The 23435-nt window shown below is 54.3% G+C and carries 24 protein-coding genes and 1 tRNA gene; 3 read left to right on the forward strand and 22 right to left on the reverse strand.

The annotated features are described in order from the left end of the window. Positions 1–109 precede the first annotated feature (109 nt). Positions 110–183: transfer RNA gene (locus tag KO216_RS05830), tRNA-Pro, on the forward strand. Between the two features lie 410 nt (positions 184–593). Here the strand turns inward: KO216_RS05830 and KO216_RS05835 are convergent. The 11 genes from KO216_RS05835 to KO216_RS05885 all read right to left on the reverse strand — a co-directional run bounded on the left by KO216_RS05835 (position 594) and on the right by KO216_RS05885 (position 11373). Continuing rightward, the gene (locus tag KO216_RS05835; RefSeq protein WP_215523327.1) at positions 594–1490 is read right to left on the reverse strand and encodes an FAD:protein FMN transferase; all 897 of its coding nucleotides are present in this window, start codon (positions 1488–1490) and stop codon (positions 594–596) included. Between the two features lie 6 nt (positions 1491–1496). Further along, positions 1497–1925 (reverse strand): FMN-binding protein, encoded by a 429-nt coding sequence (locus KO216_RS05840; protein ID WP_215523328.1) that lies wholly within the window; start codon positions 1923–1925, stop codon positions 1497–1499. Then, entirely contained in the window at positions 1918–2658 is a 741-nt protein-coding gene (locus KO216_RS05845; RefSeq protein WP_251451920.1) for an ABC transporter ATP-binding protein, read from the reverse strand. The genes KO216_RS05840 and KO216_RS05845 overlap by 8 nt, the downstream gene beginning before the upstream one ends. Before the next feature lie 7 nt (positions 2659–2665). Next, complete coding sequence (locus tag KO216_RS05850) at positions 2666–3829, reverse strand: ABC transporter permease (protein ID WP_235858511.1); 1164 nt, start codon at positions 3827–3829, stop codon at positions 2666–2668. Positions 3830–3835: 6 nt separating this feature from the next. Continuing rightward, a complete protein-coding gene (locus KO216_RS05855; protein WP_071128460.1) occupies positions 3836–5137 on the reverse strand; it encodes an ABC transporter permease in 1302 nt (433 codons plus the stop codon). A 21-nt stretch (positions 5138–5158) separates the two neighbouring features. Next, positions 5159–6433: a DUF2318 domain-containing protein gene (locus KO216_RS05860; RefSeq protein ID WP_251451923.1), complete on the reverse strand. Its 1275-nt coding sequence runs from the start codon at positions 6431–6433 to the stop codon at positions 5159–5161. Between the two features lie 10 nt (positions 6434–6443). Further along, on the reverse strand, positions 6444–7088 hold the full coding sequence (locus KO216_RS05865; protein ID WP_022863911.1) for an iron transporter: 645 nt from the start codon (positions 7086–7088) through the stop codon (positions 6444–6446). Next, positions 7088–8797, reverse strand: a complete 1710-nt coding sequence (locus tag KO216_RS05870; protein ID WP_235858513.1) for an FTR1 family iron permease — start codon at positions 8795–8797, stop codon at positions 7088–7090. Before KO216_RS05870 ends, KO216_RS05865 begins: the two co-directional genes overlap by 1 nt. A 125-nt stretch (positions 8798–8922) precedes the next feature. Beyond that, positions 8923–9627, reverse strand: coding sequence for an ABC transporter ATP-binding protein (locus tag KO216_RS05875; protein WP_022863913.1), 705 nt, complete (start codon positions 9625–9627; stop codon positions 8923–8925). Beyond that, entirely contained in the window at positions 9628–10848 is a 1221-nt protein-coding gene (locus KO216_RS05880; RefSeq protein ID WP_071128462.1) for an ABC transporter permease, read from the reverse strand. A 6-nt stretch (positions 10849–10854) separates the two neighbouring features. After that, on the reverse strand, positions 10855–11373 hold the full coding sequence (locus tag KO216_RS05885; RefSeq protein WP_071128463.1) for a DUF4418 family protein: 519 nt from the start codon (positions 11371–11373) through the stop codon (positions 10855–10857). A gap of 215 nt (positions 11374–11588) precedes the next feature. Here KO216_RS05885 and KO216_RS05890 point away from each other — a divergent pair, with 215 nt between their 5' ends. Together KO216_RS05890 and KO216_RS05895 are read left to right on the forward strand one after the other, a co-directional pair. Next, positions 11589–11843, forward strand: coding sequence for a hypothetical protein (locus tag KO216_RS05890; protein WP_143036999.1), 255 nt, complete (start codon positions 11589–11591; stop codon positions 11841–11843). Between the two features lie 34 nt (positions 11844–11877). Next, a complete protein-coding gene (locus KO216_RS05895; protein ID WP_071128464.1) occupies positions 11878–12399 on the forward strand; it encodes a nitroreductase family protein in 522 nt (173 codons plus the stop codon). A 138-nt stretch (positions 12400–12537) separates the two neighbouring features. Here KO216_RS05895 and KO216_RS05900 read toward each other — a convergent pair whose 3' ends face one another. From KO216_RS05900 to arc, 11 genes are all read right to left on the reverse strand, one after another. Then, the gene (locus KO216_RS05900; RefSeq protein ID WP_083378291.1) at positions 12538–12762 is read right to left on the reverse strand and encodes a hypothetical protein; all 225 of its coding nucleotides are present in this window, start codon (positions 12760–12762) and stop codon (positions 12538–12540) included. Positions 12763–13035: 273 nt separating this feature from the next. Next, on the reverse strand, positions 13036–14460 hold the full coding sequence (gene pyk / locus KO216_RS05905) for a pyruvate kinase (RefSeq protein WP_215523330.1): 1425 nt from the start codon (positions 14458–14460) through the stop codon (positions 13036–13038). A gap of 76 nt (positions 14461–14536) precedes the next feature. Then, positions 14537–15406 carry a prolipoprotein diacylglyceryl transferase gene (gene lgt / locus KO216_RS05910; RefSeq protein WP_215523331.1) on the reverse strand — a complete coding sequence of 290 codons (870 nt, stop codon included), beginning with the start codon at positions 15404–15406 and terminating at the stop codon, positions 14537–14539. Positions 15407–15417: 11 nt separating this feature from the next. Beyond that, positions 15418–16260 carry an indole-3-glycerol phosphate synthase TrpC gene (gene trpC / locus KO216_RS05915; RefSeq protein ID WP_071128467.1) on the reverse strand — a complete coding sequence of 281 codons (843 nt, stop codon included), beginning with the start codon at positions 16258–16260 and terminating at the stop codon, positions 15418–15420. 53 nt (positions 16261–16313) lie between these two features. Continuing rightward, positions 16314–16691, reverse strand: coding sequence for a phosphoribosyl-AMP cyclohydrolase (gene hisI, locus KO216_RS05920; protein ID WP_215523332.1), 378 nt, complete (start codon positions 16689–16691; stop codon positions 16314–16316). Next, the gene (hisF, locus tag KO216_RS05925) at positions 16688–17458 is read right to left on the reverse strand and encodes an imidazole glycerol phosphate synthase subunit HisF (RefSeq protein WP_215523333.1); all 771 of its coding nucleotides are present in this window, start codon (positions 17456–17458) and stop codon (positions 16688–16690) included. The genes hisI and hisF overlap by 4 nt, the downstream gene beginning before the upstream one ends. Positions 17459–17575: 117 nt before the next feature. Continuing rightward, positions 17576–18661, reverse strand: a complete 1086-nt coding sequence (locus KO216_RS05930; protein WP_215523334.1) for a hypothetical protein — start codon at positions 18659–18661, stop codon at positions 17576–17578. Further along, positions 18658–20040, reverse strand: a complete 1383-nt coding sequence (gene pafA / locus KO216_RS05935; RefSeq protein WP_215523335.1) for a Pup--protein ligase — start codon at positions 20038–20040, stop codon at positions 18658–18660. Before pafA ends, KO216_RS05930 begins: the two co-directional genes overlap by 4 nt. A 3-nt stretch (positions 20041–20043) precedes the next feature. After that, positions 20044–20226, reverse strand: a complete 183-nt coding sequence (locus KO216_RS05940) for a ubiquitin-like protein Pup (protein WP_215523336.1) — start codon at positions 20224–20226, stop codon at positions 20044–20046. A gap of 27 nt (positions 20227–20253) precedes the next feature. After that, positions 20254–21861 carry a depupylase/deamidase Dop gene (gene dop / locus KO216_RS05945; protein ID WP_215523337.1) on the reverse strand — a complete coding sequence of 536 codons (1608 nt, stop codon included), beginning with the start codon at positions 21859–21861 and terminating at the stop codon, positions 20254–20256. Between the two features lie 8 nt (positions 21862–21869). Next, a complete protein-coding gene (arc, locus tag KO216_RS05950) occupies positions 21870–23411 on the reverse strand; it encodes a proteasome ATPase (protein WP_215523338.1) in 1542 nt (513 codons plus the stop codon). Between the last annotated feature and the right edge of the window lie 24 nt (positions 23412–23435).

Below are 23435 nucleotides of genomic sequence, written 5' to 3' on the forward strand. Positions count from 1 at the left end.
CTAGGGGCGACAGGATATGCAGTTTTAAGCCAGCCGTCTATAAGCGTTAAGAATCACGTCTTGGTGATTTGCTGGATACTGCCAGGCACCGATAAACTCAGGGAGGTAACGGGCTGTGGCGCAGTTTGGTAGCGCACTTGACTGGGGGTCAAGGGGTCGCAGGTTCAAATCCTGTCAGCCCGACAAATGCGCTGGTAAAATACTGTTTAGGGCAACAGGATTTCCAGCTAAATAGTAAATCTACTCTCAAAACCACTCTCATTACCCGGAAAATTAAGATGCTTTTCTCCACATGGCGGGTGTTATGGGTGGGTGATTTTGGAGGGTGATTACAGCTCCAGTTCATTCACCTTCTGCTGGACAGCAGCACGGATGCGAATCGCGTCTAATACCTCCTGCTCCTCTAGCGTGAGCGCTTCGCCTCGCTGAGCTTGCTTCTGCTGCTTGCGCGGTTTTCACCAGGGCGGATTGTGACCCGACTGGAATCGCAAGATATCAAAGTTTCACCGCAAAGCGTGGATCATTTTTAGGTCTGATGCTCGAAGCTCATATGTTTTACCCGTGCCGCCGGGCCGCACAAGCCCGTTGCGGCGTCAGTCCGGCAACACGGGGCTCAGCGGCAGCGGTTCGGGCAAATCCAGTGTGATACTCAAGTGTAGCGCGGGGTCGGCAAACACCCTCCCGTTGGAAGTCATCGCGAGGGCGCGATACTCCCCACCCAGAACGCCCTTCTGAGTCAATTCGTGCAGCAGGGGGGTTCCTCCCGCAATCAGCGCGGTAGAGAGAGCCTCGCAACTCATCGCGTCAGGTCCCACCACAAGTGCCGCACAAATATCGGTAAACGCGAGCTGCCCGTCCAGACCGCGAATGTGGCTGCGCACCAGACTGGGGACAATCTGGGTTTGCGGCAGCATTGAATTAGAGAGGGACTCGTTTTCTATCTGCAGGTCTCCCAAGAATTCCCGGCCTGTCCAGGGAGATTGCACTCTGATGATGGCCCGGCGGTCCGGCGCCACAATCGACGAACCCCCGAAGGACACCAAGATGTCGCTACCCCCTGATTCTTGAATGAGAGAAGCCAGCTGCGCAGCCGCGTAACCTTTCGCGATACCTCCCAAATCTAGGCCCCCAGCCCCCACACCGTCGGTGAGGCGAGCCTGCTCGCCCCGCAACTGCAGCGTTTCGACGTCCCAGCCCAGGCACGGAAATAGTTTAAAAAAACCCCCGGTGCGCTGCGCCCATTCCTGAGCAGCCCCAAACACCGCGGCACAGTGCGGCCCGACATCTCTCCACTCGGTATCCAAGCGGCTCACGGGAGAATCCGCCCGAAACCGCGACAGGTCATCCTCCAACTGCGCCACCCTTTGCGGCAGACTTACCCGGAGAACCTCCGCAACCTGGGGAGTGCTGCGCCACGATGCCGACACCAGCGTCCCCATCGCCGCAAAGGTAATCGTGGTTTCTCCTGGTGGAGTCGGCGCGAGGTACACGAACGCCTACTTTTGCGCGGCTTCCATAGCCGTCTGAACCGCATCGAGGAACAGCCGATGTGACAACGATGCCCCGGACACCTTATCGACCTTATTTTGATCCCCGGTCTTCTGGAACTGCTGCACATAACGCTGTTCAGCGCTGATAGCGGATTGGGCGCGCTGGTAAAACTCCGTGTCTATCCCGCCGCTAGCGGTTTTCCCGTAATTTTCGTCATGTGCCGTCCCGTCTTTGTCATAGAGACGAAACTCAGCGTCAACCACCTGACCGTGCTTAATCGTGAAGCGAATTTTGCCGACCGTACCGTCCTCTTCGGGCTGCGAGCTGCCCGCGTATTGCCCGTCCGGCAAGGTCGACGCCGCTGGGTAAGACCCGCAGCCACTGAGGGCGACCATGCCGATTGCGAGTAGCGCCCCCGCGGTCGCTTTACGCATCGTTTCGTCCCTTCTCAAGCGTTTGGGGGTCACATTTTTCTGCGGTTTGCGATTGGTTGTGGACTTCTCTGACGATTTTCCCGTGATCCAAAATGATTTGGCGCTGCCCTTGCCGAGCAACGTTGGCATCATGGGTGACGACCAGCAGGGTCGTGCCCTCCCGATGCAGCTGCGAAAAGAAGTCGATAACGATGTTTTCGTTTGCCTCATCGAGGTTTCCGGTCGGTTCGTCGGCCAGGATGACGGAGGGGTGGTTGATGAGGGCACGAGCCACGCACACGCGCTGCTGCTCCCCTCCAGACAGTTCATGAGGGAGGTGGGTGGCGCGAGCGGACATGCCCACCCGGTCTAGTGCCTCCATTGCCTCGGCTTCATCGGGGAGGGAATGGTAGTACTGGGCCATCATCACGTTTTCTACCGCCGAGAGGTGCTTTACCAGGTGGAACTGTTGAAAGATGAGGCCAATCTTGCGGCGACGCACCGCGGCCAATTCCAGTTCACCCATTTTGTCCAGACGCTCGCCCTCCAGGTAAACCAGTCCTTCGGTGGGGGAATCCAGACAGCCCAGAATGTTCATCAAAGTTGACTTGCCCGAACCGGACGGCCCCACTACCGAGAGCCACTCGCCGCGAGTTATGTCGAGGCTGACATTATCCAGCGCCGCCAACTCGCCGTATTTTCGAGACACCTTCTCAACTCGATAAATCAATTGTTCATCATTATTATCTGCCATAGCATTCTCACTCTCCACCAAGAACATTTATAGGATTAATCCGGGCAATACGTTTAGCCGGCCACAGAGAACCGATAACCGCTACCGCTACCGAAAAAACAATCGTGAGGACTAAAATTATCCAGTTAATTTCTACTCGTGCCAGGAAAACTTTTTGCAATATGTAATCGGCCAGACCGATTCCCAGCAAGACCCCTAAGAAGCCTCCGAACAGCCCTAACATTATCGATTCCCCGATAAGTTCCGTGAATACGTCCTTGCTCAAAGCCCCCAATGCCTTTTTCAGCCCAATCTCGCGAGCGCGTTCCGAGACAATCGAACTCAGTGTCGCGGATACCGCAATCAGCATTAGCGCGGAAATAATAATACTGACCAACCAAATTAGGTTGCTTAGAGTATGGGCAATGCGGGTTTCATTTTGGGTAGTTCGACGCACCACTTCAGCGTCAACCCCGTTGACCTTTTTTCCGATGGTTTTCGCTAAAGCGCTCAATTGGGAAGTATCACCTTTCAGTGAATATTCCACCAAACTGTAGCCATCGGCAACCCCACCCATAGCGGTGTAACTGTCCGGGCTTAACACCGCCAGGTCGTCCTCGGGGCCGCCGGTGCGCAGCAGCCCGGAGATTTCCAGCTGTTTGCCAGCCCGGTTGTCATGCCCCGAATCGTCCCCCCCGGTGTTTTCCCGCAGCTGCGCCACCTTGAGGCCAATCAGGTCACCGACGTGCAGACGGAATTTTTCTGCGAGGTTCACCCCTAACAGGATCTGTTCGCTGCCCTGCGGCACTTTCCCGTCGATTGACCAGTAGGGTCGGACTGACCGGGCGTCGGCAAATTTCGTCACCATGAGGGGGACGGGCTGCTGACCGTAGAGCAGGTTACCGTAACTGTAGCCGGCCCGCCCCATCAGACTCTCGCCGCACTGCCGGTCGATGGCAGACACCGTTTCCCGAGTAATTACATTGGAACCTTGCGGCAACACCACCAGGTTTGCCCCAAACGAACGCAGTTCCTTAGCGATGTAATCGGGAACTGTCACCGCCACCAGCCCCAACCCGGACAGGATGGAGGCACCCATTGCGATTGCCAGGGAAGCAATCATAACCCGGGAGAAACGGTGCGCAAAGGCTTTCCAAATGATGCGCACGAACATGCGTTTGTGTGAGTTCATTCCCGCCTACTTTCTGTGCAGAACCCGCGCAGGTTGCAAAGTCACCAGCGCCCGGATGGAAGGTAAACAGCCCAGCAAAACCGTCAGCCCCACGATGACCGCCATCAAGGGGAAAACCACTGGGCGGATATTGATACTGACCCCAAATACCAGGTGTCCGACCAGTTGGGCCAGACCGATGCCGCCCACACATCCGAACGCGGCCCCGACCAGGCTCACGATGAAGGTTTCCGTCAAAATCATCAGCACCACAAACAGATTACGCGCCCCCAAAGCTTTCATCAGTCCGATTTCGGCGGAACGTTCCATCACCGAGGCAGTCACCAGGTTAGCAATACCCAGAGCGGAACCCGCCATGGCCAAAATCGCCACCAAAGTCATAATGAGCTGGGTTTTTTCCAGGATCGCACCCTCACTGTCGGCGATTTGGTGGACGGGGGTGGCTACGGCGTTAGTCATGACTTCCTCAATCTGATAGGCGATTGAGGACGTGTAAGCGGTGCAGTACCAGGTTTCCCAGTCCTCAAGAGATAGTGAGCTGGGATCGCGGGCAGCGCGGCGGGACAAGTCATTTTCCGGCGTGGTGATAGCACGCACCTCTACCCGGTCGACCTGGCCCGGACGACCCGAGAGGCTCTGAGCTACGCTCAAATCCGCAAACAGTTGCCGGTCTTCATTGGAACCGGAAGTAAAGATACCGCTGATAGTCAAAGTTGGACTGGGTGCGGAGCCAGCTAATCCGGGCGGGGGTTTCAAGGTCAGAGAGTCCCCCAGATGCCAGCCGTTTTGCTGAGCCAGTTTCGTTCCGACCATGACTTCATCGGCAGCCTTTGGCCAGTTGCCTTGGACTTCCCACCAGTCGCGCATATCCGCCATGCCGGTATCGACTTTTTCCCCAGTGGGGATGGCTAGCTTCTTGCGAAACCAGGTCCCGACTACGTCAATGTCTTGGCCTGAGGAAGCAGCCTTGGTTCCCAGGAACGGAGCGAAGTTTTCGATGTTGTAAGCCCAAAATATGGTTTTCAGTTTTGCCAGCTCGGATTCCTGCAACGCTCCGGACTGGGAATTCGCCGAGCTACCCGTATCCTCGAAATCATAGAGTTGGGAAACTACGGATTTTCCTTGCGGTAGCACTTGGATATTGGCACCGTAAGAGCCAAGTTCCTGCTTGATTTTATCCCCGACATCCAGCATGACCGCCAGCATGGAAGTTGTGAGACCTGCCCCTAATAAAATCGTTAGCGCAATCATGAGGCGTTTACCGACCTGCCGACGTAACGCCTTGAAAATCATCCTGAAAAAGAACATGGAAACTTATACCTTAGAGCCTTAGATTATTTTGGTTTTAAAGATTTTGGCGTGCCCACTCAGCTCGTCAGCAAAAAACCGTAATTCTTTCGGGCCCACTTCATACTTAATCGGAATAGGGTTACAGCCACCGGGAAAGCCAATAGTTTGAATATTCATCATGACCCCGCAGCGCCGGCAAATGACTTTCCCGCCGTCTTCGTAATAACCGGATTCGCCGCAGATTTCGCAGGCATCCAGACCGCAACCGTAGGCTACGGCGTTCTTTTGAATGACGATGAAACGAACTTGCGTCCCGTCCTTGGTCACGTAGGCGAAACGATGCAGGTGTCCATCAGACACCAGCTCCCGACTGACGGAAACCACATTTCCTTTCACCGTGGAAGGCTCTATCGGGGATAACTCCGGAACAGTCTCCGCCACGCGCCTGCCAACGGTCAAGGCAGAAACGAAAACAACCGTGCCACCCAAGGCCAGCTCTAAAAAGTGTCGGCGAGTAATCCGATCCGCTTTCTCTAAACGGGCTTCGGGGCCAGAAACATTGACGGATTTGGAACCGAACCAAATGGCGATGATGCCAGGAATGGCGGTCAGCACCACCAGGGCCAGCAGTATGACGGTGTTGGCATTTTGAATCCACAACACGAGTTCAAAGATGGTCCGTGAGCGTGGCAGGAAACCACGTATGGCGAGTTGTTGATACAACAGAATGGAACGCGGACCGATAACTACCAAAAATACCGCGGTAGTGATTGCCAAACGCACCATGGCGGGAACCAGCCTGGTGGCGCGCACGTAGGCCCAGCCGGCGATGACCACCAGCAGCGACCCGAAGGCGAATCCAGAAAAGCGCGCCAGCGATTCTGTTTCTAACGGAGAGGACCCCATCAGCACAATTTCGTCGGTAGAAAATGCGTATTCAAAGCCGAAATTGATGATGATACTGACGGCAGTCAACAGCGAGGCCACCAGCAGCGCCCTATGTTTAGCGCTCTGTTTAATGTCATAGAGGTCGGCGGCACCAAACCACCAAGACATTCCCAGGAAGCCCAGCGAGCAAATCAGCATGACTGGAACCAGATAGAAGTTCATGGTCGGAACATCTATCAGATTCGTGTTCAGCCGAAGCCATGCCAGTGTCGCCGCCGCTAGGGCTGCCACCACCAACACCACGGTGGTAATCCGAGCCACGACTCGGCGTTCCATCGGGGTGTGCGGTCGCGTTGCCAGCAAGATTGCCAGCGGCACGAATAACGGCAGCCCGTAGCGGAGGGCGACAACAAATAACTTGAGCAATGAAACCTACTTAGAGAACCTGCCCGTCCCACTGCCAGTTCTTGAACTCAAACTTCAGCGGTTCTTTCCAGAAACGGCCCTTGACCCCGGAGGAATCCTTACCCGTGTGCAGCATGAACTTGTCTTCCGGAGAGGGGATGGTGATGGTCACATCGTACAGGCCGGGCTTGAGCTTGATGTTGTTACCGTAGTGAGGACCGTCAGAGGCAATCATCGGCATCATGGTGCCCAGGTCAGTTTCCTCACCGGTCTTTTGATCCTTAACTGTAACCTTCATATCGTCCAGGTAAGGCATGAAAGTATCCGCCGGGTACCCGAATTCTTCTGCCTTCTTGTTGGTAGAAGCATCAATCTCGAAGTGCATATCGGACTCGGAAGCCGGAGGCATCTTCATCGAGCCGTGCTCCATATCGACAGCCTGGAAATAAACAACGTTTACATTCAGCGGCCCGTTGGTTTGTTCGCCAGAATCCCCAACCGGAATTTCCTTGATACCTACAACATTGGGATCGCTGGGCTTTTCCGGCTGCTTCTGCTCGGTCGCCGACTTGGATTCCTGCGGCTTAGCCTGACCGCCCGACGAAGTTCCGCCACAGCCGCTGAGGCTCATGCCCAACGCCAGGACGGCTGCCAAAGCCAGTAGCTTCTTTTTCATTATTCTTCCTTTCCGCTGTTCGCTTCGACAGCGTCTTTTTTATCTTCCCTCGAAGAGTTTTCTTCGAAAGCTTTATCATTACTTTCCGAGATAGGGGTGTCGGAACGAATCTCGGAGCCGCCCGCCTCGGGCTGGTCAGCTTTTGCCTTGCGGAGTTGCAACAGAGCCAAGACTCCCAATACCGCGGCGGTAATAATTTGGGCACCGAGGGTTTCCGCAGTGGGATAGATTCCCAGGAACACCACGGTAGGAACGCCAGACACCATATGTGCCCCGACCAAAGCAGCCTCTTGCAGCTCTTTAATCGCCCCGCCCACGATGGCTATCGCCAGCAACGCCAGCAATATCGAAGTCCACTTAAAGAAAGGCTTGAGCGGCAGGCGTACCCCGAACTGCCACACTAGCACGAATAGAATCGCGAGGATGACTACCGCCGTTACGCCACCCGCAACGATAAACCAATAATCGCTGTGTGTTTTCGCCCCGGAGACAATCGGGTAAAAGAACAGGATGGTTTCAGCACCCTCCCGAGCCACGGTGAGGAAGGACACAAATGCCAGGGCAAAAACGCCTCCCGAAGCGGTTTTTTCGCCCGCGGTGGCCTTAATATATTCCTCCCAGCGTTTGCCACCGGACTTGCTCAGTATCCAGTTAGACACATAAATCAGCATCAGGGCGGCTGCTAGGCCGGTAATCCCCTCCAGCAGTTCCTGACCCATTCCGCTCTGCACGCTGGCGCTGAGCTGCCCAAACAGAATAGCCAGACTGATGGAAATGACCACGGCGATAACCACGCCAGCTAAGATTCCCCGCAGCTGGTCGCGCCGCCCCGCTTTCAACGCGTAGGTGACCAACGCTGCCACGACCAGCAGCGCCTCCGCGCCTTCACGTAGCAGAATCAGAAAAGCGGAAAAGAAACCGGCAATCCCCAGCGGTCCCGTGTCCTGCGTTTTCGAGTCTAAAAATTTCGCATCCTCAGCCAGCTTCGCAATCAGGTCCTTGCCAAGTTTTTCCTGTTGAGCCTGGTCACGACCGTCTTTGTAGCCCTGTCGCAAGTCACTGAACATGCCCTCAATCTCAGTCACACGATTGAAACCTTTGTGCACAATGGTGTTGTTTTCAAACCCGTCAGCTTCGTAATGCCCCAGGTACGCTTCGGTAGCCAAGGTGAATGCCCGGTCGGCTTGTCCCTTGACGTAGGCGCTTTGGGCATCGGTGATAACTTGCGCAATTGTGTCGGCAACCCTGCTCCACTGATCCGCCACCTTAGGGGCTTTGACCAGCTTAGTTACCGTTTCTGTGAGCAGGTCTGCGACTTTGTCGCTGTCTTCTCGCAGTGCCTCCGGGCTCGCACCGTCACGGCTGAGATTGCGTAAGTTCAATAGTTCGGCGACAAACTTATCGTTTACGTCACGCCCCAAAGCATGTTTGACCTGGTCCTCCAGGCCGCTCGTCTGGTAGTTCTCATAGTAGGCTTGACGAATCAGAGTCTGGACCGCGCTCGGATCGCCAGCTTCGGGAACCGCGGCGAGCTTTTCCTGCATTACCGACACGACCTCAGACCATTCACCCAGATCGGAATCTTGGGCTGCGGCCGCGCTAGACCAGACCACCCCTCCGAAGGCTAGCGCCACCACCAAAGCGGAAAAACCTACGATAAACCGCAGTCCTCGTGCCCACAGAGAAGGCTGGTTTCTGGTTGCGTTCACGATTCTCTCAACTTCTTTCTAAATCAAATACATAACAAGGCTACAAATAAACAATTAACAAGGCAAGCCTTACCTTATAGCAAATCTAGCTATTAAAGGCTGATTCTGAACAAAATCCCCTCGCCCTACCACAGCTCCTCCAAGTGGCCGTCTAGCATATTGAACCTACGGTTGCAGTATTCATAAGCGGCCGCGTCGTGCGTGACCATCACGACCGCGCTACTGCCTTGTGCGAGCTCGTGAAATAGCCGTAGCACCGCCGCCGTGCTGTCGTCGTCCAAGTCGCCGGTCGGTTCATCCGCCAACAAAACTTCCGGTTGGGCCATGAGTGCTCGGGCGATGGCAACCCGACGCATCTCTCCCCCGGAAAGTTCTGCGGGCCAGGCGTGGGATAGATCCGCAATGTCGAGCTTTTCCAGCAAATCCAACGCGCGATTGACAGGCAAAGACCCCACCCCCACCGGCGACGATTTCCCCGACGACCGCCCTTTTGACCGCAAAGTAGCAGGCAACACCACGTTATCCAAGACGTTGAGAGAGCTGACCAGGGTTTGCTGCTGCGTAATCATTCCCAGACGAAACCGGCGCAGCTGGGACAGTTCCCGATCCGAGAGATCAGACAGATCCTCTCCTGCCACCAGAACCGTTCCTGAGCTGGGACGCAGCAAACCCATCATGAGGTTCAGCAGGGTCGTTTTTCCGTTACCCGATTTGCCTGAAACACCCACAAATTGGCCGGCGTCAACACTCAAGCTCACACTGTCTACCGCGTTGAACTCGCGTCCCCGCCGCGAAAACTTCTTGGTCACTTCGCACAGTTCCAACAACATCTATTGCCCCTCCCGCACGACCTGGTAAGTTTCTTTTCGCAGCAGGCGAATCGCCGAGATAGCACTGGACAGGACGGCGCTGAGGCACACCGTCACCAAGATGAGAACGCCCAGAGAACACTGGCTCCACAGATCGCTTTGCAGATAGGGCTGCTTCAAAGCCCTTTGAATGGCATCGCCAAAGGGTCGCAGCAGCGCCGCGCTGAGTCCCAGCCCCAGCACGCCACCCGTCAGGCTGACCAGCAGATTCTCTTTCAGCAACATTGCGGTCAGCATCCGCTTGGTGGCACCCATTATCCGCAACGAGCCCAACTCTTTGCTCCGAGACATGACGCTGACCCAGTTGACCGTCACCATCACCGCCAACGCTACTGCCCAAAAGACAGCCAGAAAGACCTGCAGGGCGCCCACAATGTGACCCACACCCTCCTTGAGCCGGGAACTAATCCCGTTCGCAGACACAAAGCCCAAGCCCTTCAGCTGGGGAGATTTAGAAATATGCTGCGCCACTTCCTCCGGGGCGTAACCGGGCTTGACTTTTACCATCACTGCGGAAACCCGGTGTCCAATCTCATCTGCGGACAAGACCGGATGCCCCACCTTTTCAGCTTGGCGCGCCAGGATTTTCGTGGTCGCCAGATTGGCAAACACAGACGAATCCAGGTTCGTGCCCGTCGGCGCCAGCCGCGCGCTTACCGGGAATTCATAGTTAAACAGGCGAATCTTGCCCTGGGCATTAATCTGAACTTTGGAGCCCGCGACCAGCTCACCGTCCTGCAGACCACGTGAATAAGTGGCTTGAATCCAGGGTTTGATAACAAAGTCGGTGTCCGGATCAATGCCGATAATCTGCAGCCGCACCTCGCAGCAACTCGCCATTAGGGAAGCAATATAGGTTTGCGTGGTGACCTGTTCCACCCCGGCAACATTGGCGACCGAATCCGAAACGTCATCTGGCAGCAAAAACCCGCTCGGTTTTCCCCCGCAGAGGTAAATATCCTTTGCGGATTGCTCAAACTGGGAAGGCACAATCATTATGTCCGCCCCCAAGCGTTCCTTGACCGATGACAAACCTTGGCTGAGGTTCAGCGAAACCATCCCTGCACCGAACGTTATCGCGCTGAGCAGGACTGCCACCAGGAACAGTCCTAAACTGCGGTAACGGTAATATTTGAGATTACGAAAAGGGAGTTTACCCCAGGTTATCTGGCTGCTTTGCATTGCAGTTTATGCCGCAGCTTTCTGAAGCTCCGGGCGGTTCCTTTGATCCAGGAATATCGCCGCACCGACTGCCAGGATCCCTATACAGCTCAGCGCCAACAGCGTGGGCATCGCGTAAACATTGCAAGACATTTCCTCGTTTTTGCACGTTCCAATAAGCACGGTGACAATCGAAATTTCCAGCACATAGATGAGCGCCGCACTCAGGTTCAAACCGGTGCGAATCTGGGAGTTCATAAACAATGCCAGCAGCCCAATGACCAGCAGGAGGATTCCAATCCCCAAGCTGGCTTGAGCGGACCAGTAGCACGCCATATGTTGATGAGCCTCACCCATCGCTTTGCCAGCCTGCCCCATGTGGTTCATATGGTCCATACCACCGGAGCCTTTCATCCCGGACATATGTTCCTTGCCGGAGCTGTGTTTGGCAGCGAACTCGCAAACCGGCGCAAAAGTCCGCGGCGCGATGGCAATGAGCAGGCCCAACACTACGGTAGGCAGCGAACCAATGATTCTATCCTTCATGCGATTTCCTCCTTAAGATTTAACGACAACGCCAATCATCACACAGCTCAAAATAATTAGCAAGGTTAGCCTTACCTAATTAGAAAGAAAATATCGGAGGGTGTCAGGACAGTGCCCGGAGGCTCAAACGTATCTACGATACCCCTGCCACCCCCTTAGACCGTTTGCTTACCCCCGGGATACTTTCAAGGACGCAAATACACGAACTACGCCAGTTGCGTGAGATCACTAATCCCGCTGAACTCACCCGCGATATCCTGCGCTATCAAAGCATCCTCACCGGTCTAGCCAAAACCCCGACCGAGCAACTACTAGCCAAGACAGAAGAAACACGCGAGAAACGAAAAACAAACTCACCATCGGCATCAAAACCCACGCTGCCGAAAAAGTTTCGCGCTCAAATTGGCATGAGACACCACGGGGTCGCAGGTTCAAATCCTGTCAGCCCGACCATTTATTTTTGCTGCTAGTGCCGTTTTATGGGCAGCTGGTTATGATAGAAACATGACTGAGATTTCTAATATCATTCACGGCCGTTGGAGCCCGCGCGAATATGACCCTGACTTTCCCATAAGCAGCGAGGATATGAGCCAGCTTCTAGAGGCAGCGCGTTGGGCGCCCTCGGCAATGAATGCTCAAGAATGGTGGTTCGTGCCCGGGATTCGCGGCGATAAAAACTACGAGATTCTGCGCCGGGCAGTAGCCGGTTTTTCGGATTGGGCGCTTGATGCGTCCGGGCTGATTCTTAACATTCATCAGGAATATCCGTCTCGCCACGGCCTAGATTTTGGCCCCTACGACTTGGGTAGCGCGGTGCAAAATATGTTGCTGCAAGCCGAAGTCATGGGACTACATATGCGCCCCTTTGCCACTTTTGATCGGGAGCTAGTATGCCGGGAGTTCCAGATCGCCGCTCCCTACGTGCCCTTCACCATGTGCACCGTAGGTAAAGAACCTGCTGGGCTCACTAAAGACCGGGAACGCAAACCGCTTGATCAGCTACTTTGGGAAAACCACCAGGCTTAGCCGAAGCCAACGGTTAGGTATAGCCCAAAATACTTTGAAAGAAAAACAGGTTCCCCCGCGATAGTTTCGCGGGGGAACCTGATCGCTTGGTACGCCACTATAGAAAACTAGGTTTCTAAGGGCGCTGCAGGCACCCTCTTAAGCGGCCGGGCGCAGTTGCAAGCCCAGATACTGGGCAGCGCGAGCTCGCAGAGATTCATCTGCCAGAGCCGCGATGGCTTCACGCACCTGACGGTTTTGGCTAACGTCCGCAAACCAAGGGCTGATCGCATCAGAGATTGCGTTAATCAGCAGATTGTTTGCTTGGCGGCCAGTGCCTGCTTCGACAATGTTATATTTTTCCATTTTTGATACTCCATTCACTTCTTCTTCTCACGGGGTTGGCGCATTGTCCGCACCGGTAACCCCGGGGTTCAAAAAGAACCCTGCCTGTTTAGGTCAACCTCAGCACACCACACCGGAAGTACACAGTCAACCAAATTTCCGAGAAAACCCGAAAACTTCAACAAGTGTTAAACCTTATTTTACCATCTGGGCTCTGTCAAGCGTTGTTAGCTATTTCACCGCGCGCCAGCAGTAAAGATAATGCCGCAACGCAAAAACCTGGGTACACCCTCGGAAAAAACATATTACAGGCTAACGGTAGTCGTTTTCCATTCCCACCGTATGAATCCGCATCGAGTTAGTGGATCCGGGAACCCCCGGAGGCATTCCTCCCAGAATAATTACTTGATCTCCGCGTTTGGCTAAACCTTGGGCTTGCAGCACCTGGTCAACTTGCCAAACCATGTCATCGGTGTGGGTCACATAAGGAACCCGGTAAGTGTGAATTCCCCAAGAAACCGCCAATTGGTTACGGGTAGATTCCAGGGGAGTAAATGCCAACATCGGGATGGGGGAACGCAGCCGCGACATGGTGCGCGCGCTGGTGCCTCCTTGAGTGAAGGCAATCATGAACTTCAGGTCTAACATTTCCGCTGCTCGCGCCGCCGCAATCGAAAGCACCCCGGCACGGTCATGGTCGTAAGTAGTTAGCGGGGCGATCCGATCTCCCCCGTTTTCCTCTACATTATTAATCACCGAAGCCATAAGGCGCACCGCATCAATCGGGTAGGCCCCCACCGAGGTCTCCCCCGACAACATCACCGCATCAGCACCGTCTAAGATTGCATTCGCACAGTCAGAAGCTTCCGCGCGGGTAGGACGGGGATTATGAATCATAGAGTCAAAAACTTGCGTAGCCACGATTACCGGCTTTGCATAGCGGCGCGCCAGCTCAATCGCCCGCTTTTGCACCAGCGGTACTGCCTCTAAGGGCATTTCTACCCCCAGGTCGCCGCGCGCCACCATAATCCCATCAAAAGCCTGCACAATCTCTACCAGACGCTCTACAGCCTGCGGTTTTTCAATCTTGGCGATAACCGGAATATGGACTTCCTCTTCTTCCATAATCCGCTTTACATCCGCAAAATCATCGGCACTGCGCACAAATGATAGCGCAATCAGGTCGGCTCCTTGCTGCAAAGCCCAACGTAAATCATCTTCATCTTTTTCGGACAGTGCCGGTACCGAAACTGCAACTCCCGGCAGGTTTAGTCCCTTGTGGTCAGAAACCACCCCCGGCACTTCCACCTCGGTAACTACATCGGTAGCGGTAACTTGCTTTACCCGCACTTGCACATTGCCGTCATCAATCAAGAGGACGTCTCCCGGGGTGCAATCCCCCGGCAACCCTTTGAAAGTAGTACCCACGATTTCCTTATTCCCCGGCACATCCCGGGTAGTAATCGTAAAAGTGTCACCCTTTTTCAAGGTCTGCGGACCGGTGGCGAAAGTTTCTAAACGAATCTTGGGACCTTGCAAATCCACCAGTACCGCAATCGCTTTACCGGTTTGCAGCGCTACTCGCCGAATATTAGCGATAGTAGCTTCCGCTTCTTCTTGGCTGCCGTGCGAACGGTTAATCCGCGCCACATTCATTCCGGCCATAGCCAGTTTTTCAATTTGCGATGGGGAGTTCGTTGCCGGTCCTAAAGTACATACAATTTTTGCTCTGCGCATGTTTCTATCCTAGCTAGTTCAGGAGTTCTTTCCACCTCATCGAGGGGATAACTTGCATTTACCAGTGTCAATGTCACTACTGTGAGATTGACTTAGCCTCGCCAGCCTCCTCCGGCTTTTCCTCTTTATCTGGAGCCACCTGCAGGCGAGGGAAGTTTTGCCTATAGCACCACACGGCAATCAGAATCCCTAAGGCAAACACCAACAGCGAGGTCCAGGCATTTATTCTTAGCCCCAAGAACTGATTTGCCTGGTCAATCCGGAGATTCTCTATCCAAAAACGCCCCAGGCTATAGGCGCAAAGGTAGAAACCCATCATCATCCCTCCCCGGGGATGAAAGCGCCGCTCAATCCATAAAAGCACCGCAATCGCCGCCAGGTTCCAGAGCATTTCGTAGAGGAAAGTTGGGTGAAATGTCGCGTATTCTTCAAAGCCAAGCGGGCGATGCTGCAAATCAATCTGCAAAGCCCAAGGCAAGGTAGAAGGACCACCGAAAAGTTCTTGGTTAAAGTAGTTTCCAATCCGACCAAAAATTTGTCCCACCAAAATGGCAGGCGCTATCGCATCCGCTACCGGCGCGATTTTTAGTTTCCGGTGACGAAGCACCAGGCAAGCGGTGATGGTAGCCGCAAAGACCCCTCCCCAGATAGCCAGACCGCCATGCCAGATTAAAGGAATCTCTTTAGGGTCACCGGTGGGACCAAAATAGTCTTGCCATTTGCTTAAGACGTGGTAGATGCGGGCTCCTATAATCCCAAAGGGAATCACCCAAAGCGCCAAATCCACTATTACATCCGGGTTGCCGCCTCGCTGCTTATAGCGCCGGGAAGCCCACAGGCATGCCAAGAAAATACCAAGGAGAATCGCAAAAGCATAAGCCCGTAGGGGAATCGGGCCTAAATACCAGACGCCCTGGGAGGGAGAGGGAATAAAAAACGGGTTCATCCCATCACTTTCTAGTCGTGTTTCTTTTCTCGAGTTACCCGCGACTTGCGGGAAGTAGCTAGCGCCGGATGCGCCCCGGCCGCCACCATTTCAGCCACCAAGGATTGCGGATTATTTGACATTACCAAAGCCGAACCGATTAGGACTGCATCCGCGCCTTGCTGGGCATAGTTAAAAACATCGTGCGGGCCGGCTACCCCAGATTCGGCCACGGCCACTACTTGCTCGGGAATCACATCCACTATTTGCGCGAAAGTATCCATATTAAAATCAAGAGTGCGCAGGTCTTGGGCATTTACTCCGATAACCTGGGCTCCGGCTTCCAGAGCTCGGAAGGCCTCTAGGCGGGAATGAACCTCGACTATCGCCGTCATCCCCAGGGAATGTGCCCTCTCTACTAGGGAAGTTACTACTGTAGGCTCCGCGGAAGTTTGCAGAATCAAGATTAGGTCAGCACCTAACGCTCGGGCTTCATGTACCTGGTAGGGGGTAATCACGAAGTCCTTATAAAGAACCGGGACTGCTACCGCCGCCCGCACCTGCCGTAAATCCTCAATGGAACCACAAAAGAAATTCTTTTCGGTAGACACCGAGATCACCGAGGCTCCCCCTGCCTCGTAGGCACGCGCTAGTGCCGCCACATCTGGTACTTCCCGCAAGAATCCTCCGCCGGGAGTAGCCCGTTTTATTTCCGCAATTACCGAAACTGCGCCCTCAGTGCGTAGCGCCTGAACCCCATCTTGAGGGTGAGGACGCTGGGATGCTAACTTTTTTATCTCGGCGAGGCTAATCTCAGATTCGCGCCGAGCCACCTCTTGGCGCACGCCGGCAAGCAAACGTTCCAAAGCGTTCATCTGAGTATCACCTCCGAGACTATGTTATGTATTTGTCACCTTGAGTAAAAACTCTAGCTACTATTTGAACGTTCCCCCACTAGGGCAGGCAGCCTCCCGCCGGCTTCAAAGCAGCTGCGGCGCCCGGTGTGACAAGCTGCGCCCACCTGGTCAACTTGGATTAGGAGGGCGTCCCCATCGCAATCAATCTGCACCTGCTTTACATATTGCGCGTGTCCCGAGGTGTCGCCCTTGCGCCAGTACTGGGAGCGTGAACGCGACCAGAAAGTGACCCGACCAGTACTTAAGGTGCGCCGCAGCGCCTCGTCATTCATATAACCAACCATTAAGACTTGCCCGCTTTGCCAGTCCTGGATTACCGCACAAACCAGCCCTGCCGCATCGCGTTTCAAACGGCTAGCTACCTGCGGATCTAAAGTTTGTTCATTCACCGAACTTCAAACCCCGCTTCTTTTAGCCCCGCTTTTACCTGCGAAATTGCAATCTCCCCGAAGTGGAAGACGCTGGCTGCTAGCACTGCGTCTGCCCCGGCTCGCACCGCCTGCACAAAATGTTCAACTTTGCCGGCTCCCCCAGAGGCAATCAAAGGCACCGCCACCTGCGAGCGCACCTGCTCTAACATTTCCAGGTCAAAACCAGTTTTCACTCCGTCGGCATCCATAGAGTTTAAAAGGATTTCCCCTGCTCCCCGCGCAGTTACTTCCCGACACCACTCCAAGGCGTCAATACCGGTAGAGCGGGTTCCCCCGTGGGTAGTGACTTCAAATCCACTGGGAGTTTCCACTCCGGCAGGGCAGCGGCGGGCATCTACGGAGATTACTAACACTTGATTGCCGAAGCGCTTCGCTATCCGGTCAATTAAATCCGGGTCAGCAATCGCGGCAGTATTAACCCCTACCTTGTCAGCACCTGCCCCCAACAGCTGTTCAACGTCGGCAACTGAACGCACCCCACCACCTACGGTGAGCGGCACAAATACCCGCTCGGCACAGCGCTGCACGGTTTGCACCATGGTGGCACGCCCCTCTTTAGAAGCCGAGACATCCAGGAAGGTAATTTCGTCGGCGCCTTCCTCGCTATAGCGTTCTGCCAGTTCCACCGGGTCGCCAGCATCTCGCAGGTTCTGGAAGTTCACGCCCTTAACCACGCGTCCCTGATCAACATCTAGGCAAGGAATCACCCTTATCGCTACCGCCATTTAGCCCTCCTTAGAGTGTTCTGGTCTCAGTCTAGGAAACTACTTTCGGCGGCGGCAAAAACTGCCGTCTACTGGACTTAAGACAGAACCAGCACAGATAGCGAGGCGCGCCACGGCTTAGTTGGCAGGTGCCAATACATCCATAATTACCGCCAACGCGCTATCTCCGGTGGCTTGATCAGCAGGAATGATTGCCAAGATTCGGGAGTTGGCACGCAAATCTGTTAGCTGTTGCGACAGAGATTGGAAAGTACTTCCCCCTAAAATCTCTTGCGGACCAGCCTTACCCCAGGTGTAGGCACGAGTCTTGCCCGAATCCAACTCCCACACCCCGTATTGAGCCAGGATTTTCTGCTTCGGATCTAGTTGCTGCCCTTTCCCTGGCACCAAAACCGAGGTAAATGCTTCTTTAGGGTGCGTCTCGGATGCTGATTCAAACTGGGGCAACCCTGCAGGGAAACTAAAAGTTACTCCCGCCTCTGGCGGAATCTGCAGCTTGGAAGCATAGACCGCGGTGGGCAAAATGTCGATAATATCTATTTCCATCGCGGTGGTGCCATCATTGGCAGTTGCCGGACGGTGGGCAATCACCCGGGAGCCTTCACGCTGCCCTACCACCTCCGATAGTAAGCCTGCAGGTAGAGTCGAGGCATTTGCTTTACCAGCAAATAAGTTAGCTTTACCTCCTTTAGAGACTAGCTTGCCGGTCACGCCCTCATAAACGCTAACCATTACCCGCACATCGGTATTTTCCTTTACCAGCGGACCTTTTCCCCTTATGGCTAGGCGCGAGTTTGGCAGGGTGAAGGGCATGCGCCCTTGGAACTGAACTACCGGTTGTTCTCCCAACTTTCCACTAACTTTTACCCGGGTGGAAACCCCGCTCATTTCTTGTGTACGACTGGCCTGCCAAAGATAAAAACCTAAAACCACGCAAGCAGCTACTGCCACTATCGCGAGCAAAGCCAACCACCACTTCAGAATACGGGCAGGCACCGGGGTCTTCTTGGCGGATACTTCCGTTTTTCGAGAGGGGTAACGCCGCGCTCGCAGTGCTATCGGGGATAGGTGAGGACGTTTGGGCGGGGCAAGGGGGGTAGGTTGCGGGATTCTATCCCCGAAAATAGTTGCGCCCGACTCTCCCTTTTGTAGGTGATCTTCCGGCATAGCTGCCGATCCCGCCAAGGGCTTTTGATTCTTCATGCTCGCTCCTGTAGTTCGAGCAACAGTTTATCGAGGATTTCGCCCTCACTTGCAAAAGGATCCCCGAGCATCACCGTTGGCATTTTAGATTCATCAATGCGTACGTGTAACCAGTCTACTGAAACATCTCTACGTAGCCGCTCCGCTTCCCGTAAAACCTTGCCCCGGATATTTGCCCTGGTAGTGCAGGGAGGATAAGTTTTCGCAGTCGCTATTTCTTCACGGGTTAGCAATTGTCGCATCAGTCCTGCCCGCTTCAGCGCCGGGGCTAGACCAGCCGCAGTAATATCGTGATAAGCCAAATCAAGACGCGAAATCACCGCCGAGTTCATAGGAACCTGGTGCCGCTTTGCACTTTGCTCCAGAAGATTCTTCTTAATCACCCAATCTATCTCGGTGTTTACCGCCCCAAAGTCTTCTTCCTGGAAACATTGCAGGGTCCGCTCCCACAGTTCTAAGGGGTCAAAATCGCCTACTTTTATCCGTTCCCGGGTAGCTTCCAACTCCCCGGCATCACTTAGAGTGTTAATAACCCGCTGGTAGATACGGTTTTGAATCTCTACCGCATCTAGGTAACCGCCCGCCTTGAGCTTTAGGGGAGCCCGCCCCGATAAATCCGCGTTAATTTCTCGAATTGCGCTCATCGGGTCAGCAATTGCCAGGTCAGCCAGATTAAGCGAACAGTCAATCGCATCCAGTAAAGCAATCGTCATCCCCACTTTTAGGGCGGTAGTGGCTTCACCGATATTAGAGTCCCCTACGATTACGTGCATCCGGCGATATTCGCTAGAGTCCGCGAGCGGTTCATCACGAGTGTTGATAATGGGACGCGCCCGGGTAGTGGCCGCCGAAATCGGATCATACATTTTATCGGCGCGCTGAGAGAAATGATATCCTCCCTCTTCATCGATTAGCCCGGCTCCCACCAGGATTTGGCGGGTAATAAAGAAGGCGATTAGCGCATCTGCCATTCCCATAAAATCGGCGGAGCGATGCAGCAGATAGTTTTCGTGGCACCCGCAAGAGTTCCCCTGAGAGTCACGATTATTCTTAAAAAGGTGAATCTGACCGTTAATACCATCAGCTGCTAGTTGCTGATTAGTGGTGGCTACCAGATCGGAAAAAATTTCTTGTCCCGCTATGTCTTGCGCCAGTAAATCCGTTAAGCAGTCACATTCGGCAGTCGCATATTCCGGATGTGCCCCCACATCCAGGTAAAGGCGTCCTCCGTTACCTAAGAACACATTGGAGGAACGATGACGGTTAACTACCGGGTTGAAGAGGCGGCGTGCAGCCTGTTCCGCATCGATGGGGGGACGCCCCTGAGGGGCAGCACAAATAATGCCATACTCGGTTTCTATCCCGAAGATTCTCCGCAAGGGTTATTCCCCACCCTTTTGTACGAAGCCTTCCACAAAGGCTTGGGCATCGGTTTCCAGCACGGTATCGATTTGCTCTAAGAGGGCGTCTATCGCGGGAGCGTTGATTTGTACCTGCGCAGCTTCTACCGCCTCGTCAAGAGCATCATTCTTCCCGCCGGGGGCATTTATTTGTTCCTGTACCACTTTTATTTCCTCCTAATAGGGTAAAGCCTAGAATTTTTTTACCGGTTTTTCCTTATCGCCGCTTTTGGCAAGGGCGCGGGCAAAAGCGGCGGCGTCCCCTTTTTCGAGGGCGCGCATTTCTGCTTCACTGGCGCAACGCGCCGGATCCCCCAGGTTGAAGCGTAAAAGTTTTTCGCCCCCTAAGTCTAGGAGCAGCGATTCCCACGATCCTTTCTTGACCTGGGGAAGTTTAGCTACCGCCATGCCTCGCACCCAGGCTCGCCCTCCGCGCGGAGGCTGCGAGACTGCTTGCGATACTTCTGCCTCGCTAAACAGTTGCTCGACCATTCCGGCTGCGCACAGACTTTCAAAAATCCCCGGCTCTAATGCAGCCCACTGCAAATCCAGGGCTTGCAGTTTCGGGTGATCCCATTCGCAACTAAGCCGCTTACGCATCCGTTCCAAGAGCTGAAATTTTCCTACCCACTCTACTTTGCGCGCCGCCTGCGCGCGGTCAGTCGCTAAGGAATCGAGGATTTGCTGCCAGTCGGCAAGCAAAGCGGCACTGGCTTCCTCTGCTCCCCCACGTTTTTCTAACGCCCCGTCGATAGCGAGCAGGATTTCCTTTTGAATCTGAAGGGCGGTAAGCGCTCCCGAGGCGGTTTCCAGGCGATGGGTCAGCGACAAGTCATGGGAAACTGCCCAGGTTTCCTCTACCGGATCAGTAGTGATTCGCAGGTCTTCCAGGACTTTCAGCTCCGAGGGATTCGCGTTTTCCAGGAACCACAAGTAAGCAGCGGTACTCCCTAACCGCAGGTAGGTTGAATATTGGAAACGGTTGGCGTCTCCCCCGATAATATGTAGCCGCCGCCACTTGCGGGCATTGGCATGCGGTTCATCTCGGGTATTAACTATAGGCCGGTTAAAGGTAGTTTCTAGACCAATATCATTTTCTACATAGTCGGCGCGTTGAGAAATCTGGAAACCAGCTTTTTGGGAGCGCTGCCCGATACCTACCCGCCCGGCTCCGCAGATAAGCGGACGAGTAACCAGGAAGGGAATCAGGTTTTGGGCGAGTTCAAAAAAGTCTAGGTCGCGGCGCAAAAGATAGTTTTCGTGGCTGCCGTAGGCGGCACCTTTACCGTCTACATTGTTTTTAAAAAGCCGAATGTCATTACCGCTTTGGGCAGCTAGTTGCATTGCGCGGCGAGCAATCAGGTCTCCGGCCGCGTCATAGAGCGCCCCCTGCTTGGGATCCAAAGTTTCCGGGGAAGAGTATTCCGGGTGGGCATGATCCACATAAAGGCGTGCGCCGTTAGTCAGTACGCAGGCGCTCGGCTTGGGCAGCGCAGTCTCTTGGGCGCTGGGGCGGGCAACCGCGCGCACTCCGGGACCTGCAGGTGCCAGTTGCTCGGGATTATTGGTTAGCTGCGAGGGGTCAGCCTCGCGGGGGCTGAGGGAGAATCCTCGCATATCCTGCAGGGGATTTTCGCCCTCATAATCCCAAGTAACTGCCTCCCAGGGGCGCGATTGATCCCGGTAGGCAGCCACTACCTGAGTAGAGAGGGCAACCGGATTGGCATAGATATTTCCCGGCTGGATAATCCCGAACTCAGTTTCGGTGCCTAAGGGACGATTAATAGCGTTTTCGGTCATGGTTTCTCCTATTGCAGGCTACGCACGTCCACTATCCGCGTGCCTCTCACTCCCAGAGTTCGCGCCCATTCACCGGGATCAGTGGAAGCTCCCAGAGCCGCGGTTTCTCGGATTTCTTCTGCGGCGGCACTTTCCACGTGACTAAAACTTAAACCATTAACTTTGCCCTGATTTTGCAGCGAATCTTTAATCGCGGCTTTCTTTGCCCGCTCCACAATGGAAGCAATCATCGCTCCGGAAAGCAGCGAATGCGCATACACTATTTCTCGTTTACCGTTCTCATAAGCAACTTCATAAATCTGGGTGCGTGGGGATTCCTCCGCAAGCAAAGCCACCAGTTTTTCCCGCAGTTTTTCCCGCCCAGCTGCGGGAGAAGTTTCCTCCTCGATTTCTACTGGCACGTTATTTCCCAGGTGAATATCAAAAATTTGCCCGGCCTGCTCCAAATTAGGTCGCTCAATGCGGACCCGTACATCCAGGCGCCCCGGTCGCAGCACTGCGGGATCAATCATGTCTTCGCGGTTAGATGCCCCAATCACGATTACATTAGAAAGCGCCTCTACCCCATCAATCTCGGAGAGCAACTGGGGAACAATCATAGTTTCCACATCGGAAGAAATCCCTGAGCCTCGGGTACGGAACAGTGCCTCCATCTCGTCAAAGAAAATCACTACCGGATGCTCGTTGCTAGCAAGTTGGCGCGCCCGCGAAAAAATCGCCCGGATTTGCCGCTCGGTTTCCCCTACGAACTTAGAGAGCAGTTCCGGGCCTTTTATTGACAAGAAATAGGAGGATTTTCCCTGGGCGTTTGCCCCTAAGGATGTAGCTACTGCCTTGGCTATCAGGGTTTTTCCGCAACCGGGCGGGCCATAAAGCAAGATTCCTTTCGGGGCGCTCAGCCCGTAGCGCCGATAAAGTTCGGGGTGTATAAACGGCAGCTCTACGGCGTCTCGGATAGTTTCAATCTGCTTTTCCAATCCTCCAATCTGTTTATAGGAAACATTGGGGATTTGGGGAGCGAGCAGCTGCTCGACCTCTCCTCTTTGGACTTTTTGCACTGCAATCCCGCTGCGTGCTTCCAGCAACAGCGAGTCCCCTACCTGCACTTTTCCAACCAGGGGAGCCGCTAACGGAACGATCTCCGTATCGGTATTTGCCAGCCGCACCAGGACGCGCCCCTTAGACATCACCTCTCCTACCTGCGCCAAGGTGCCGGTATGGGGATAGGAAAGGATTTTAGAAACCACCATTTCCTCATTAACTAAAACTTCTATCCCGACCTGTAAATGTTCTGCTTTCACGTCCGGGTGTACTCGCAAGACCATCGGTTTCCCGTTCAAAAACAGGCGCACCTGACCGGCGTTAACTGGATTTTCGGCAATCACTGCCACCGTGGCGGGGGGTTTACCTAGATCAGCAAGCTGTTGGTGGATCGCCACTACCTGTTCGCGAGCTGCCCCCAGAGCTGCTGATAGCCGCTTATTTTTCCCCTTTAAGGAAATAACTTCGCTTTTTAGCGCCTGCAACTGCTCTTCATTAGCATCCGGCATGAGTTTCCTTTCCCTAAAGCTCTT

This window comes from Varibaculum prostatecancerukia (genome assembly GCF_943169825.2).
In the GTDB taxonomy this organism is placed as follows: Bacteria; Actinomycetota; Actinomycetes; order Actinomycetales; family Actinomycetaceae; genus Varibaculum; species Varibaculum prostatecancerukia.